We start from the raw sequence: 14,001 nt of genomic DNA, 5'->3' as shown, positions 1-14,001 counted from the left end.
GCAAGGACAAGCGCAGGGCGTCAGGGCGTCAGGCTGCCGTCCCGCATCGCGGCTTCCAGCGCATCGACGGCCGCGGCCAGCCTTTCGTCGATCATGTGCAGATAGTCGGTCCAGTCGGACAGGCCGCGCAACTCCTTCGCGCCGTCGGAAATGCCGCGCAGCCCGATCAGGGGGATGCCGAAATGCTGGGCCGCGCGAAGATGGGAAAATGTTTCCATGTCCACCATGTCTTCGGCGATGCCGGCATAGGCCGCGCCGCTGACGATATTGGCGCCGGTCGAAAGACTGGCCTGGGGCAGGCCGGGGATGCGATGCGGCAGCCCGATCCGGGCCGGCAGGTCCAGAAGCGGCGTCCGCCCCTTCTCGAATCCCAGGGGCGAGGCGTCCATGTCGCGATAGGCGACCGCGCTGACCTGATAGACCTCGGCATGCGCAAGCCGGTTCGACCCGGCCGAGCCGAGCGAGACGATCAGCCGTGGCCGCGCGCGCAGGGCCGACAGGGCCGCGGTCAGCTGCACCGCGCCCTCGACAGGGCCGATCCCGGTGATCAGCGGGTTGATCCGGGCACGCAGCGCAGGGCCGTATTCGGGTTCGGCGGCCATCACGAACAGGACAGGCTGGTCGGCGACCAGGTCGGGCTGTGTCGAACGGGGCATCGGCAATCCTGTCTGCGGTTTTGGGCAGGTGACATGCCGGCAGATCGGCGGTCAAGCGCAGGTGATGGCATCTTGCGGCGGGGCCGAGGCTTGTGTCAGGTGCTGCACATGGGAAAGGTCAGCGAACTTTATCGGCAGCGCGTGTCCGAAGGCCGGCTCAGGGCCGATCCGGCGCAACAGGCGGTCTTGTCGGAACTGGACCGGGTGCTGGCCGACATGGCCTCGGCTGCGGCTTCGCCGGAGCGGCCGCGCTCGGCCTGGAGGGCGTTGCTGGGCGTCGGCAATCCGGCCTCGGCGTCGGAGAAACCGGGCCCGAAGGGGCTGTATCTGTGGGGCGGCGTCGGCCGTGGCAAGTCCATGCTGATGGACCTGATGGCCGAGGCCGCGCCGGATCGCACCAGCCGTCGCGTCCATTTCCACGAATTCATGCAGGAAATACAGGCCGGGCTGGAGGCGTCGCGCAAGCGCGGCGATCAGGACGCGGTCAAGCCCGTCGCGCTGGAGGTCGCGCGCCAGGTCCGGCTGCTGTGCTTTGACGAGATGCAGATCAGCGACATCGCCGATGCGATGATCGTGGGGCGGCTGTTTCAGGTCCTGTTCGATCAGGGCGTGGTCGTCGTCACGACCTCGAACCGGGTGCCCGAGGATCTTTACAAGCACGGCCTGAACCGGCAGCTTTTCCTGCCCTTCATCCAGTTGATCCGTGAGCGGATGGAGGTCATCTGCCTGGACAGTGAGACCGACCACCGTCAGGGTCGCGAAACGGATGGGCAGGTCTGGTTCAGCCCCGCAGACGCGGACGCTCGCGCCGCCATGGACGGGATCTGGGACGATCTGACCGGCTCTGCCACGCCAGAGCCCCATGCGATCGAGGTCAAGGGCCGGCAGGTCATGCTGCCTGCGTTTGCGGACGGCGTGGCGCGGACGGGGTTCTGGGATCTGTGCGGCAAGCCGCTGGGGCCTGCGGACTATCTGGCTTTGGCGCGCAACGTGCGGGTCTTGATGATCGACGGCGTGCCGCGCCTGTCGGCGTCGAACTACAACGAGGCAAAGCGCTTCGTGACGTTGATCGATGCGATCTACGAATCCAGGGTCAGGCTGATTGCCAGCGCGGCCGACGAACCCGAACAGCTTTACAACGAGGGCGAGGGAAGCTTCGAGTTCGAGCGCACGGCCAGCCGATTGCGCGAGATGCAGGCCTCGGGCTGGGGCGCGCGGCCGTCCGAACGGAACAGCACCGAAACCTGATCCCGCGCCGGGGCCGTCAATCCCGGGTCGGTACCGCCAGGATGCGCGCATAGTCGCGATGGGTGATGAAGGGCCTCGCCGGGGTCATCGGATTTTCGCCATGCGCAACACGGGGAAATCTGGCGATGAGGCTGAGCCTTTGAGGCACGGACAGCGCGCGGACCGCCATCTTGCCGGTGAAAAAGGATTCCATCGGGGCGCCCTCGGCCAGGACGATCTGGTGATCGGCAAAGGCAATGTGGACCAGCTGGAACGAGCCGTCCACCGGGCGCAACGAAACGCCGGGCAGCGCGGCCATCATCAGATGCCGGGCCGAGATCAGGTGCTCGCCCCCGTCACCGTCGCGGACCAGCACCCGGTGCTGCGGCGAGACATCGACATCACGCGCGGGCAACCCTGCGCCAAGCGATCCGGCGGCGATCCGGACCGGGCGCTTGTTGGGGGCCAGGTCCAGATCGGCCGGCGTCACCTCGGTGGCATGGGTCCAGACCAGCGGCTGCGGGCCATGGTCCAGTGTCAGCACCAGATCGCCGGGCCGCAGCGTCTCGACCGCGACATCGCCCGAAGGCGTGGCGATCATCGTGCCGGCCAGATAGCATATGTTCAGCGAGGTCAGCGTCGGTTCGTAGCGGTTCTTGTCCAGGTCCCGCAGCACCGCGCTGATGTCCTGTCCTTCAACATAGGCAACAGGAGAATACAGCGTGCCGTTCGTGGTCTGGCCGGTATCGCCCTCGAACAGCATCGGCGGAGTGGTCTTGCCTGCGAGGTGGCCAAAGGGCCTGTCCGTATAGCTGGCCCATTCGGTCCGGTCGATCGCGCCATCGCTGTTGGCATCGTCGATCTGCAGGGTGATCAGCGTCGAGTCGGACTGGACAACGCCGTCGACAACGAGGGTCTCGTAAAGTGTGATATCAATCACAGGCATTTCAACCGCTCCCTGAAATTCAACTTTCAAGATATCAGCTTTGTCCCATCCGTTACAGGGCAAGCCGCAGCGCAGCTAATAGAATATTGTCGGACCGCGCGAAACATGTCGAAAAGGACAGCCAAAGGGCGAGCGACGTGCTAGGAATTCAACCTCAGCACCCTGCCAGCGAGGTAAAGCGATCCGCAGATCAGGATCCGCGGGCGGGGTTCCGACACGATGATCCGACTGATCGCCGTTGTGGCATCCTGGGCCGTGTGCGCGTCGATTCCCACCCGTGCGGCAATCTCGGCGGTTTGTGCGGCCGGCAATGTGTTTGCCTCGCCGGGGATGTCGATCGCAGTCAGGCTGTCGGCGCAGGGCGCAAGGGCGCGCAGATAGCCCGCCACATCTTTGGTATTCAGCATGCCGCAGACCAGATGTGTCGGCTTGCGCGGCAGCCCGGCCAGCGTCGCCGCCAGAGCCTCGCCGCCTGCCGGATTGTGGCCGCCATCCAGCCACAGCTCGCCATGCGGCCCGACGGCGTCGACCAGCGGTCCGCGCGACAGGCGCTGCATCCGCGCGGGCCATTGCGCCTGCGTGACCGCTGCGCGAGCCTGCGCGTGGCTGGCGCCAAGCTGGCGCAGCGCGGCAAGCGCCGTCCCGGCGTTCTGGATCTGGTGCGGGCCGATCAGATTGGGCAGCGGCAGATCCCACAGCCCGTGATCGTCCTGATAGATCATCCCGTCGCGGTCGGTCGCGGTCATCCAGTGCTGGCCATGCACCCAGAGCGGCGCGGTCAGCCCCGAGGCGCGCGACTCGATCACGCGCAATGCCTCGTCCTGCTGGGGGCCCACGACACAGGTCACGCGCGGCTTGATGATGCCGGCCTTCTCGGCGGCGATCAGCGGCAGGGTGTCGCCCAGATATTGCGTGTGGTCGATGCTGACCGGCGTGATCACCGTCAATAGGGGCGTTGCGATGACGTTCGTCGCGTCCAGCCGACCGCCCAGCCCGACCTCGAGCAAGGTATAATCTGCCGGCGTCCGCGAGAACGCCAGGAAGGCTGCGGCGGTGGTGATCTCGAAGAAGGTGATGGGCCGGCCGCCATTGGCGGCCTCGCACTCCGCCAGCGCGTCGGCCAGGGCCGTCTCCGCGATCAGATCGCCGGCCAGTCGGATGCGCTCGTGGAAGCGGGCCAGATGGGGCGATGTATAGGCATGGACCCGGGCACCGCCCGCCTCGAGCCCGGCCCGGATCATCGCCTGGGTCGAGCCCTTGCCGTTGGTGCCCGCGATGTGGATCACCGGCGGGATGGCGCGTTCGGGATGACCCAGCGCGGCAAGGATGCGGTGCATCCGGTCAAGCGACAGGTCGATCACCTTGGGGTGCAGCGACATGAGTCGGTCGAGAATGGCGTCGGATTGGCTCATGCGTTCAAAGCCGGGGGCAAGCCCCCGGACCCCCGGGATATTTGTGCCACGGCAAAGACTCAGGACGCCGACTTGCCGCCGGCGCGGTCCGGCTTGGAAGCCGGTGCGGCGGCGGCATCGGCGGCCGGCAACTCGGCGGGGGCGGGGGCGGGCGCGGGCAGGTCGGCCTTGGTCGGGGCAGGCATGCCGCCCAGCATGCGCAGGATCGAGATCAACTCGTCGCGCAGCTTCCGGCGGTGGGTGACGCGGTCCAGCATGCCGTGCTCCAGCAGGTACTCGGCGCGCTGAAAGCCCTCGGGCAGTTTCTCGCGGATGGTCTGCTCGATCACCCGCGGTCCGGCAAAGCAGATCAGGGCGTTCGGTTCGGCGATCTGGATGTCGCCCAGCATCGCATAGCTGGCGGTCACGCCGCCGGTTGTCGGATGGGTAAGAACGACGACATAGGGCAGGCCGGCATCGCGCAGCATCTCGACCGCGACGGTGGTGCGCGGCATCTGCATGAGCGACAGGATCCCCTCCTGCATGCGCGCACCGCCGGCGGCGGAGAACAGCACAAGCGGGCGGCGCAGCTTCAGCGCGCGTTCGGCGGCGGCGATGATGGCGTTGCCGACATACATGCCCATGGAGCCGCCCATGAAGCTGAAATCCTGCGCGGCGGCGACGATCGGGGTGCGGCCGATCTCGCCTTCGACGACCAGCATCGCCTCTTTTTCGCCCGTGGCTTTCTGGGCGGCCCTCATCCGGTCGGGATATTTCTTCTGGTCGCGGAACTGCAGCGGGTCGGCGACCGGATCGGGGACCTTCACCTCGACGAAAGCGCCGCCGTCGAACAGCGCCTCGAAGCGTTCACGCGGAGTGATCGCCAGATGATGGTCGCAATTCGTGCAGACATTCAGATTGTCCGACAATTCGCGGTGAAACAGCATCGTTCCGCATTCGGGGCATTTCGTCCACAGATTCTCGGGCACTTCACGGCGCGAGAACAGCGAGTTGATGCGCGGGCGGACATAGTTGGTGATCCAGTTCATCGCGGGCGTCCCTGGCTGTGACTGGTCCCAGATATGCCGGGCGCGGGGGAATTGCAATTGCCCCGGCCGAGACGGATGATGCCCGGCATGTGGACCTCGACCCTTGTCCTTCTGCACGCGGCCTTGACCGTGGCCTTCATCGGCCGGGTGTTGATCCGTCCGCGGCTGGACCCCTCGGTGCGGCTGGCCTGGATCATGGTCATCGAGGCGGTGCCGCTGGTGGGTATCCTGGCCTATCTGCTGTTCGGCGAGGTCCGGATGAACCAGGCCGAGGTTCAGCGCATGAGCGATATCCGCGACCGGCTGACGGGTCTGCGCACGCCCAGTCCCGATGTGCTGGCCAGCAGCACCCCGGAATTCGCCCGGCCGGTGGTCGCCGCGAATGCATCGGTGGGTGGCATGGATGTGCTGCAGGGCAATCACATCCGGCTGCTGGACGAGGGCGACCAGGCCATCGACGATCTGGTCGCCGAGATCGAACGGGCGCGCGATCACGTTCATATCCTGTTCTACATCTGGCTCCCCGACCACAGCGGTGTCAAGGTTGCCGATGCGATCGAGCGCGCAGCCCGTCGCGGCGTCGCCTGCCGGGTGATCGTCGACGCGCTGGGGTCACGAACTCTGGTCCGCTCGACACATTGGCAGCGGATGCAGCGGGCCGGGGCAGAGTGCGTCACGGCGTTTCCGTGGGGCCTGCCGGTCATCAGCATCCTGTTCCGCAGGCTGGATCTGCGCAATCACCGCAAGATCCTGGTGGTCGACAACCGCGTGGCCTTTACCGGCAGCCGAAACTGCGCGGACATGGCGTTCCTGCCCAAGCTGCGCTTCGGGCCCTGGGTCGATGTCCTGTTCCGCATCGAGGGACCGCTGGTGCGGCAGTTGCAGTCCGTGTTTCTGGGCGACTGGATGACCTATACCGGGCGCGATCTGGGCCACATGCTGCAGCTTGTCGATGCAGCCGAACGGCCAGGGATGGCAGGCCAGATCGTCGCGACCGGGCCGGATCTGCGGGCGGGAAGCATTTCGGACTGCCTGACGGGCATGCTGCATGCCGCACGCCGGGAAGTGACCATCACCACGCCTTATTACGTGCCCGACGCGGCGCTGGATGCCGCGATCCGGGCGGCGGCGCGCCGGGGCGTCCAGGTCACGATGATCCTTCCCGCGCGCAACGATTCGCTTGTGGTCGGCGCGACCAGCGAGGGATTTTACTTCGGGCTGCTTTCGGCGGGTGTCAGGCTGCGCCTGTTCCAGCCGGGTCTGCCGCATTCCAAGATCATGACCGTGGACGGCTGCATGGCCATGGTCGGCAGCGCCAATCTGGACCGGCGCAGCTTCGAGCTGAACTACGAGGTCAACATCGCGATCTTCGACGAACAGCTGGTCACCGAGATCGACGCAAGACAGGCCTCCTACATCGCGCGTTCGTGTCCGATCACATTGCAGGACGTGAGCGGCTGGAGTGTGCTGCGGCGGCTTCGCAACAACCTTCTGGCGCTGGCTTCGCCGCTGCTATAGCGGCATGGCGGTCGTGTACTTGGTTTGCCGCAGCACGAAATTCGTCACCGTTCCCCGGACGATGCCCAAAGCCAGCATCCGGCGCATGATGAAGTGTTCCAGCCCCTCGGGATCGGCGGCGACGATCTTGAGCTGGTAATCCGAGGTTCCGGTGATGGCAGCGCATTCGACGATCTGCTCCTCGGTCTGCACGAAGCGGTCGAAACGGGCCAGCGATTCTTCGGTGTGTTCCAGCAGCGAGACCTGCAGATAGGCCATCGCGTGCAACCCCGCCCGAGGCGGATCGACCAGCGCCACCTGACGACGGATGATCCCGTCCTCGATCATCCGCTTGACCCGCCGCCAGGCCGGAGAGGCGGACAGCCCGGCCTTCTCGGCCAGCACCTGTGTGGACAATGTTGCATCCCGTTGCAGCAGGCGCAGCAGGCGGCGATCCGTTTCGTCCAGACCGGGCATTTCATTTCCTGACTTGGCAATTTGCAAGAATATCTTGCCCCTACTTTTGGCAAGCAACGCGCAATCGGCAAGAATTATCCGCGAATCGGGGTAAGATGTTGGCGAGGAGGAGCCGCACCATGCCGAAATCGACCGAATACGAAGCCAAGACGCCCGATGACGCCGGGTTCATCGCCTATGACGAACAGGAAGACGCCGTCTGGCGCGACCTCGTCGCGCGCCAGTTGCCCGCCGTTCGCCAGCACATGGCGCGGCCCTATCTGCGCGGGCTCGATCTGCTGGACATGCCCACGGAGCGTGTGCCGCAATGTCCCGACATTTCGGCCAGGCTGGGGGAACTGACCGGCTGGAGCGTGCAGCCGGTGCCGGCGCTGATCGGCTTCGGCAAGTTCTTCGGGATGCTGTCCGACCGGACCTTTCCCGCCGCCAGCTTCATCCGCAAGCGCAAGCATTTCGATTATATCGAGGAACCCGACATCTTTCACGAGATCTTCGGCCACACGCCGCTGCTGACAGATCCGGCCTTTGCCGCCTTCAGCCAGGCCATCGGCGAGGCGGGGACGCGCTGCGGCAAGGCCGACTACAGCTGGCTGATCCGACTGTACTGGTTCTCCATCGAATTCGGGCTGATGCGCGAAGACGGGCAGCTGAAGGCGCTGGGGTCGGGGCTGGCAAGCTCGGTCACCGAACTGCCCTGGTCGCTGTCGGACGCGGCCGAGCATCGCCCCTTCGATGTCATCGACATCCTGCGCACGCCCTACCGGATCGACATCCATCAGCCGGTCTATTTCGTCGTCGATGACCTTGACGACTTGTTCGCGGCGGCGAAGCGCGATCTGCTGGCCGATATCGAACGGGCGCGCAGTCTTGGCCTGCACGCACCGAAATACCCACCCAGCACCGCCGCGTGAGGAGAAGCACATGACAAACCGTGATCTGGCAGACAAGACCTGCGAACCCTGTCAAGGGAACGTCGCGCCCTATGGACCCGACGAGACGGCGGCGATGATGTCCCGGCTCGAGGGCTGGGTGCTGTCGGAAGATGGCACCACCATCAGCCGCCGGTTCGCGTTCAAGGGCTTCCTGAAAGCCGTCGAGATGGCGAATCTTGCCGCATGGCTGGGGAACAAGCAGGGCCACCATCCCGACATCACCTTCGGATGGGGTTATTGCGAGGTGAAGTTCACCACCCACGAGGCCGGCGGCCTGACCGAAAACGACTTCATCTGCGCGGCCAGACTGGACGCTCTGGTCGCCTGACGCTTGTTCCCTCCGCCGCCGCGGTTTATCCCGGGGTAACGCAGCCAGCGGGGGGACAAGATGCAGAATTCGCGGTTCGACAAATCCCGGCTTCCAAGCCGTCACGTCACCGAAGGGCCGGCGCGCGCACCACATCGCAGCTATTTCTATGCGATGGGGATCTCCGAGGACGAGATGCACAGCCCCTGGGTCGGGGTCGCAACCTGCTGGAACGAGGCCGCACCCTGCAACATCTCGCTGAACCGCCAGGCGCAGTCGGTCAAGCAAGGCGTCAAGAAGGGCGGCGGCTGCCCGCGTGAATTCACCACGATCACGGTGACCGACGGCATCGCCATGGGCCATGAAGGGATGCGATCCAGCCTTGCCAGCCGCGACGCCATCGCCGACACGGTCGAACTGACCATGCGCGGGCATTGCTATGACGCGCTGGTCGGGCTGGCCGGCTGCGACAAGTCGCTGCCCGGCATGATGATGGCGATGGTGCGGCTGAACGTGCCATCGGTGTTCATTTATGGCGGCTCCATCCTGCCCGGAAGGCTGAACGGCCGCGATGTCGTCGTCCAGGACGTGTTCGAGGCCGTCGGCCAGCATCAGGCCGGCAAGATGACGGACGCCGAGCTTGATATCCTGGAACGCGTCGCCTGTCCTTCGGCGGGGGCCTGCGGCGGCCAGTACACCGCCAACACCATGGCCTGCGTCTCCGAGGCGATCGGCCTGGCGCTGCCGAACAGCTCGGGCGCCCCGGCACCCTATGAATCCCGCGACCAGTACGGGCTTGCGTCGGGCGAGGCGGTCATGCGGCTGATCGAAAGGAACATCCGCGCCCGCGACATCGTCACCCGCAAGTCGCTGGAGAACGCCGCCCGCGTCGTGGCCTGCACCGGCGGTTCCACCAATGCCGGGCTGCACCTGCCGGCGATCGCGCATGAGGCGGGGATCGATTTCGACCTGTTCGATGTCTGCGACATCTTCCGCGACACACCCTATTTCGTGAATCTGCGGCCGGGCGGCGCATACGTCGCCAAGGACCTCTACGAGGCGGGCGGCGTGCCGGTGGTCATGCGCGAATTGCGCCGCGCGGGCCTGGTCCACGAGGATTGCATCACCGCGACCGGCCGCAGCATCGGCGAAGAGATCGACCTGGTGGTGCGCGAAGCCGATGGCAAGGTGATCCATCCGGTCGCCACACCGCTCAGCGCGACAGGAGGCGTGGTCGGCCTGAAAGGCAATCTCGCCCCCGACGGCGCGATCGTGAAGGTTGCGGGCATGACGGCCGAGGACCAGGTCTTCACCGGTCCGGCCCGGGTCTTCGAAAGCGAGGAAGAGGCTTTCGCCGCCGTCCAGCAGCGCGGCTATGCCGAGGGCGATGTCTTCGTGATCCGCAATGAAGGCCCGGCCGGCGGACCGGGGATGCGCGAGATGCTGGCGACGACCGCGGCGCTGTCGGGGCAGGGGATGGGCAAGAAGGTCGCCCTGATCACCGACGGGCGCTTCTCGGGTGCGACACGCGGTTTCTGCGTCGGCCATGTCGGACCCGAGGCCGCCCATGGCGGGCCGATCGCGCTGCTGCGGGATGGCGACATGATCACCATCGACGCCCTCGCGGGGCGGATCGAAGTCGATCTGTCCGATGACGAACTTGCCGCGCGCAAGGCCGCATGGGCCGGCGCGCGCAAGACCGACTATGCGTCGGGTGCGCTGTGGAAATACGCCCAGCTTGTCGGCGGCGCGCGCTGGGGCGCGGTGACCCATCCCGGCGCCGCCGCCGAAACACATGTCTACATGGATCAATAGGACGACATGGCGGCGAAAGCTCAGGGCTGGCTGGCGCGGCGCATCCGTGACAAGGCTGCGCGGCAATGGCTGGCGCAGGTCGATGCGCTGGCGCGCCGCGATCGCCCGACCCTGCCTGAAATACGCGACGAGGCCGCAGAACTGCACCGGACCCTGACCCGGTTCCTGCAAATGTCCGACGCCCGCCTGCCGCGTGGCGGCGACCGCGCCGATCTGGCCACTCTTCCGCCGGGCACCGACTGGCACTGGCGGCCGCTGATGCTGCGTGGCCGCATCACGCCCGCGGCGATGGCCGCGCCCCGGAACGGGCAGCGGCTGGGCGACGAGGTCGCGCTGTTCCATGACTGCCCGCATCAGGCGCTGATCCTGCGCCAGCACCGCAACCGCCGCGCGACCGATCTGTCGCCCTACGGGCTGACGCTTGAGATGCTGGGCTTTTCGGGCAGCTACCTGTCGCTGTCCCTGGATCTGCCGGACGCGTTGCGCGATGAACTGGGCCCGCATCATGTGCTGCGGCTGGACACCGTCCTGCAGGCCGAGCGGGCGATCACCGTCTATGGCCGGCTGAACATCACGCAGGGGCCGAATACCGAAACCATGCTGCGCCAGCTTGGCGATCCGATCGAGGGCCGCGACTGCCCCCGTTCGGTCGAGTTCGATCTGGCCTATCTGGACCTGACGCATCGTCCGATCGACAAGGTCTGGATCGACCTGATCTTCGAGGCGCCCTACATGAACGCCGTCACCCTGAGTGACGCGATGTTGTCGCGCCATCCGCGCGCCCAGATGTGAGGAGAGGTGATGGCCATATTCGACAGCCACGGCGTCAAGGGCGGCGTCTGGACGGGCCGGCTGCGCGCGCCGCAGCGCCCCGCGCGGATCTGCGCGACCTGTCTCGGTGAGGTCGTCGCCGAGGCGCGGCTCACCGAAACCGCCGAGGGCATGTGGGACATCCGGCTGGACCTGCCCGGAGCGTTGATCTCGGACGGGGTCGCCAGCCTGATGCTGGTGGCGGACGAGGGCGAGGCCGGGACGCCGGTCGGGCCGGAATCGGTGCGGCTGGACCGTCTGACCATCGCCGCCGGCAAGGTGCTGGACGAGGACCTGGCCGCCGAAGTGGCGCTGCTGCGATCCGAACTGGAACTTCTGAAACGCGAATTTCGCCGCATGGCGATCGCTCACGCCGGCTGACCGGCGGGCGTCATCCACCCGTTACCCTTCCTTGCGAAAAGCGGGATGCGTGGCTATATCGGCCCTTTCGTCTTTACGTTCAGAGCCTTCGCCCAAAGGACCCGCATGACCCAGCCGCAAACGCCATTCTATCTGATCGACAAGACCCTGTTGCGCGGCAACATGGAACGGATCGCAAGGCTGCGCCAGCGGTCGGGCGCCAAGGCATTGCTGGCGCTGAAATGCTTTGCCACCTGGTCGGCCTTCGATTTCATGCGCGAGTATCTGGACGGCACGACGTCGTCATCGCTGTTCGAATTGCGGCTTGGGCACGAGGAGTTCGGCAAGGAAACCCACGCCTACTCCGTCGCATGGGCCGACCACGAGATCGACGAGGCGATCGGCTATGCCGACAAGATGATCTTCAACAGCCTCAGCCAGCTGGACCGTTTCGCGCACAAGGCCGCGGGCATCACCACCGGGCTGCGGCTGAACCCGCGATTCTCGACCAGCGGATTCGATCTGGCCGACCCGGCGCGTCCCTTCAGCCGGCTTGGCGAATGGGACATCACCCGGCTTGAGGCGGCGATGGACCGGATCAGCGGCGTGATGATCCACTACAATTGCGAGAACGCGGATTTCGACCTGTTCGATCACCAGCTGACACGGATCGAGAGCGAGTTCGGCGACATCCTGCAGAAGCTGGAATGGGTCAGCCTTGGCGGCGGCATCCATTTCACCGGCGAGGGCTATCCGCTGGACCGACTGGCCGACCGGCTGGCGGAGTTCAGCCAGAAGCACGGCGTGCAGGTCTATCTGGAACCCGGCGAGGCCAGCATCACGAAATCCGCGACGCTGGAGGTCAGCGTGCTGGACGTGATCGATAACGGCCGGCAGGTCGCGATCGTCGACAGCAGCATCGAAGCGCATATGCTGGACCTGCTGATCTATCGCGAGACGGCGAAGCTGCCGCAGGACGGCGAGCACGAATACCAGATCGCCGGCAAGACCTGCCTGGCGGGCGACATTTTCGGCGACGCACGCTTCGCGCGGCCCTTGCAGATCGGCGACCGGATCAGCATCGCCGACGCGGCGGGCTATACCATGGTCAAGAAGAACTGGTTCAACGGCGTCGCCATGCCTGCCATCGCGATCCGCGAAGAGGATGGCAGCATACGGACCGTTCGCAGTTTTTCCTTCGACGACTACAAGTCCAGCCTGTCCTAGGGCGCCCATCCCCAGCCACCGGAAAAGGAGTCGGAATTGGCCAAGAAGAATGTCCTCATCATCGGCGCGGGTGGCGTCGCGCAAGTCTCGGCGCACAAGCTCGCGCAATGGTCAGCCGAGTTCGGCGAACTGCACATCGCCAACCGGACCCAGGCCAAGGCCGATGCAATCATCGAATCGCTGCGACAGAAGGGTCACGGCATGGCCTTCACCAGCCACGCGCTGGACGCGATGGACCCTGACGCGGTCGAGGCGCTGATCAGGAAGACGGAAGCCGGGATCGTCATCAATGTGGGGACGGCCTTTATCAACATGACCGTGCTGGAGGGCTGCATCCGCGCGGGTGCGGCCTATATCGACACCGCCATTCACGAGGACCCGGCCAAGGTCTGCGAGACGCCGCCCTGGTATGCCAACTACGAATGGAAACGCCGTGAGGACGTGGCCAAGGCCGGCATCACCGCGATCCTCGGCGCCGGCTTCGATCCGGGCGTGGTGAACGCCTATGCCCGCCTTGCCGAGGACGAGTATTTCGACAGGATCGACAGCATCGACATCGTGGACGTCAACGCCGGCAGCCACGGTCGCTGGTTCGCCACGAATTTCGACCCCGAGATAAACTTCCGCGAGTTCACCGGCACCGTCTACTCCTGGCAGGACGGCGAATGGAAGGAAAACCGGATGTTCGAGATCGGCCGCGAGTGGGATCTGCCGGTCGTCGGCAAGCGCACCGCCTATCTGTCCGGGCATGACGAGGTTCACAGCCTCTCTGCCCGCTACAAGGATGCCGATGTGCGATTCTGGATGGGGTTCGGCGATCACTACATCAACGTCTTTACCGTGCTGCAGAATCTGGGGCTGCTCAGCGAGCAGCCGGTTCGCACCGCCGAGGGACACGAGGTCGTGCCGCTGAAGCTGGTCAAGGCCGTCCTGCCGGACCCGGCCAGTCTGGCGCCCGATTACGAGGGCAAGACCTGCATCGGCGATCTGGTCAAGGGCAGCCTGGACGGCAAGGAAGGCGAGGTGTTCATCTACAACGTCGCCGACCACAAGGACGCCTATGCCGAGGTCGGCAGCCAGGGGATCAGCTATACCGCCGGCGTGCCGCCGGTCGCAGCCGCGATCCTGATCGCGCGCGGCGTCTGGGACGTGAAGCGGATGGTCAATGTCGAGGACCTTCCGGCGCGGCCTTTCCTTCAGCTGCTTGGCCAGATGGGACTGCCGACCCGGGTCATTGACGCGGCGGGCGATCATCCCATCTAGGCTGGCCTGCCGACAGCCTCATGCGTGACAGGTCGGGTGGACCG

At 65.8% G+C, this 14,001-nt stretch carries 14 protein-coding genes; 9 read left to right on the top strand and 5 right to left on the bottom strand.

What is annotated here, in order from left to right:
* Positions 1-20 precede the first annotated feature (20 nt).
* A complete protein-coding gene (locus L1965_RS08935) occupies positions 21-656 on the bottom strand; it encodes a 5'-methylthioadenosine/S-adenosylhomocysteine nucleosidase (RefSeq protein WP_235756057.1) in 636 nt (211 codons plus the stop codon).
* A gap of 108 nt (positions 657-764) precedes the next feature.
* On the opposite strand from L1965_RS08935, the gene zapE reads away from it, so the two are divergent.
* Positions 765-1,904: a cell division protein ZapE gene (gene zapE, locus L1965_RS08930; RefSeq protein WP_235756056.1), complete on the top strand. Its 1,140-nt coding sequence runs from the start codon at positions 765-767 to the stop codon at positions 1,902-1,904.
* Positions 1,905-1,920: 16 nt separating this feature from the next.
* Here zapE and L1965_RS08925 read toward each other — a convergent pair whose 3' ends face one another.
* The 3 genes from L1965_RS08925 to accD form a co-directional block, all read right to left on the bottom strand.
* Positions 1,921-2,829, bottom strand: coding sequence for a Hint domain-containing protein (locus L1965_RS08925; RefSeq protein ID WP_235756055.1), 909 nt, complete (start codon positions 2,827-2,829; stop codon positions 1,921-1,923).
* A 140-nt stretch (positions 2,830-2,969) separates the two neighbouring features.
* Entirely contained in the window at positions 2,970-4,241 is a 1,272-nt protein-coding gene (locus L1965_RS08920; protein ID WP_235756054.1) for a bifunctional folylpolyglutamate synthase/dihydrofolate synthase, read from the bottom strand.
* A 59-nt stretch (positions 4,242-4,300) separates the two neighbouring features.
* Positions 4,301-5,269 (bottom strand): acetyl-CoA carboxylase, carboxyltransferase subunit beta, encoded by a 969-nt coding sequence (gene accD / locus L1965_RS08915; RefSeq protein ID WP_235756053.1) that lies wholly within the window; start codon positions 5,267-5,269, stop codon positions 4,301-4,303.
* 87 nt (positions 5,270-5,356) lie between these two features.
* Here accD and cls point away from each other — a divergent pair, with 87 nt between their 5' ends.
* Positions 5,357-6,787 (top strand): cardiolipin synthase, encoded by a 1,431-nt coding sequence (cls, locus tag L1965_RS08910; protein ID WP_235756052.1) that lies wholly within the window; start codon positions 5,357-5,359, stop codon positions 6,785-6,787.
* Here the strand turns inward: cls and L1965_RS08905 are convergent.
* Positions 6,782-7,243 (bottom strand): Lrp/AsnC family transcriptional regulator, encoded by a 462-nt coding sequence (locus tag L1965_RS08905; RefSeq protein ID WP_235756051.1) that lies wholly within the window; start codon positions 7,241-7,243, stop codon positions 6,782-6,784. The genes cls and L1965_RS08905 overlap by 6 nt on opposite strands.
* A 119-nt stretch (positions 7,244-7,362) precedes the next feature.
* Here L1965_RS08905 and phhA point away from each other — a divergent pair, with 119 nt between their 5' ends.
* From phhA to L1965_RS08870, 7 genes are all read left to right on the top strand, one after another.
* Positions 7,363-8,154 (top strand): phenylalanine 4-monooxygenase, encoded by a 792-nt coding sequence (gene phhA / locus L1965_RS08900; protein WP_235756050.1) that lies wholly within the window; start codon positions 7,363-7,365, stop codon positions 8,152-8,154.
* Between the two features lie 10 nt (positions 8,155-8,164).
* Positions 8,165-8,503, top strand: coding sequence for a 4a-hydroxytetrahydrobiopterin dehydratase (locus tag L1965_RS08895; protein ID WP_235756049.1), 339 nt, complete (start codon positions 8,165-8,167; stop codon positions 8,501-8,503).
* Positions 8,504-8,563: 60 nt separating this feature from the next.
* A complete protein-coding gene (ilvD, locus tag L1965_RS08890; RefSeq protein WP_235756048.1) occupies positions 8,564-10,297 on the top strand; it encodes a dihydroxy-acid dehydratase in 1,734 nt (577 codons plus the stop codon).
* Between the two features lie 6 nt (positions 10,298-10,303).
* The gene (locus L1965_RS08885) at positions 10,304-11,089 is read left to right on the top strand and encodes a DUF6478 family protein (protein ID WP_235756047.1); all 786 of its coding nucleotides are present in this window, start codon (positions 10,304-10,306) and stop codon (positions 11,087-11,089) included.
* A gap of 9 nt (positions 11,090-11,098) precedes the next feature.
* Positions 11,099-11,488, top strand: a complete 390-nt coding sequence (locus tag L1965_RS08880) for a hypothetical protein (protein WP_235756046.1) — start codon at positions 11,099-11,101, stop codon at positions 11,486-11,488.
* A 105-nt stretch (positions 11,489-11,593) separates the two neighbouring features.
* Complete coding sequence (gene nspC / locus L1965_RS08875) at positions 11,594-12,694, top strand: carboxynorspermidine decarboxylase (protein ID WP_235756045.1); 1,101 nt, start codon at positions 11,594-11,596, stop codon at positions 12,692-12,694.
* A 36-nt stretch (positions 12,695-12,730) separates the two neighbouring features.
* Positions 12,731-13,957 carry a saccharopine dehydrogenase family protein gene (locus L1965_RS08870; RefSeq protein ID WP_235756044.1) on the top strand — a complete coding sequence of 409 codons (1,227 nt, stop codon included), beginning with the start codon at positions 12,731-12,733 and terminating at the stop codon, positions 13,955-13,957.
* Positions 13,958-14,001: the final 44 nt, after the last annotated feature.

It is taken from the genome of Paracoccus salsus, assembly GCF_021556615.1.
In the GTDB taxonomy this organism is placed as follows: domain Bacteria; phylum Pseudomonadota; class Alphaproteobacteria; order Rhodobacterales; family Rhodobacteraceae; genus Paracoccus; species Paracoccus salsus.
Note: the sequence above shows the minus strand (reverse complement) of the source record. Positions and strands in the feature narration are given on the sequence as shown.

Coding starts and splice junctions, on each gene's coding strand:
- L1965_RS08935 (WP_235756057.1), bottom strand. CDS start 656: ATGCCCCGTTCGACACAGCCCGACCTGGTCGCCGACCAGCCTGTCCTG.
- zapE (WP_235756056.1), top strand. CDS start 765: ATGGGAAAGGTCAGCGAACTTTATCGGCAGCGCGTGTCCGAAGGCCGG.
- L1965_RS08925 (WP_235756055.1), bottom strand. CDS start 2,829: ATGCCTGTGATTGATATCACACTTTACGAGACCCTCGTTGTCGACGGC.
- L1965_RS08920 (WP_235756054.1), bottom strand. CDS start 4,241: ATGAGCCAATCCGACGCCATTCTCGACCGACTCATGTCGCTGCACCCC.
- accD (WP_235756053.1), bottom strand. CDS start 5,269: ATGAACTGGATCACCAACTATGTCCGCCCGCGCATCAACTCGCTGTTC.
- cls (WP_235756052.1), top strand. CDS start 5,357: ATGTGGACCTCGACCCTTGTCCTTCTGCACGCGGCCTTGACCGTGGCC.
- L1965_RS08905 (WP_235756051.1), bottom strand. CDS start 7,243: ATGCCCGGTCTGGACGAAACGGATCGCCGCCTGCTGCGCCTGCTGCAA.
- phhA (WP_235756050.1), top strand. CDS start 7,363: ATGCCGAAATCGACCGAATACGAAGCCAAGACGCCCGATGACGCCGGG.
- L1965_RS08895 (WP_235756049.1), top strand. CDS start 8,165: ATGACAAACCGTGATCTGGCAGACAAGACCTGCGAACCCTGTCAAGGG.
- ilvD (WP_235756048.1), top strand. CDS start 8,564: ATGCAGAATTCGCGGTTCGACAAATCCCGGCTTCCAAGCCGTCACGTC.
- L1965_RS08885 (WP_235756047.1), top strand. CDS start 10,304: ATGGCGGCGAAAGCTCAGGGCTGGCTGGCGCGGCGCATCCGTGACAAG.
- L1965_RS08880 (WP_235756046.1), top strand. CDS start 11,099: ATGGCCATATTCGACAGCCACGGCGTCAAGGGCGGCGTCTGGACGGGC.
- nspC (WP_235756045.1), top strand. CDS start 11,594: ATGACCCAGCCGCAAACGCCATTCTATCTGATCGACAAGACCCTGTTG.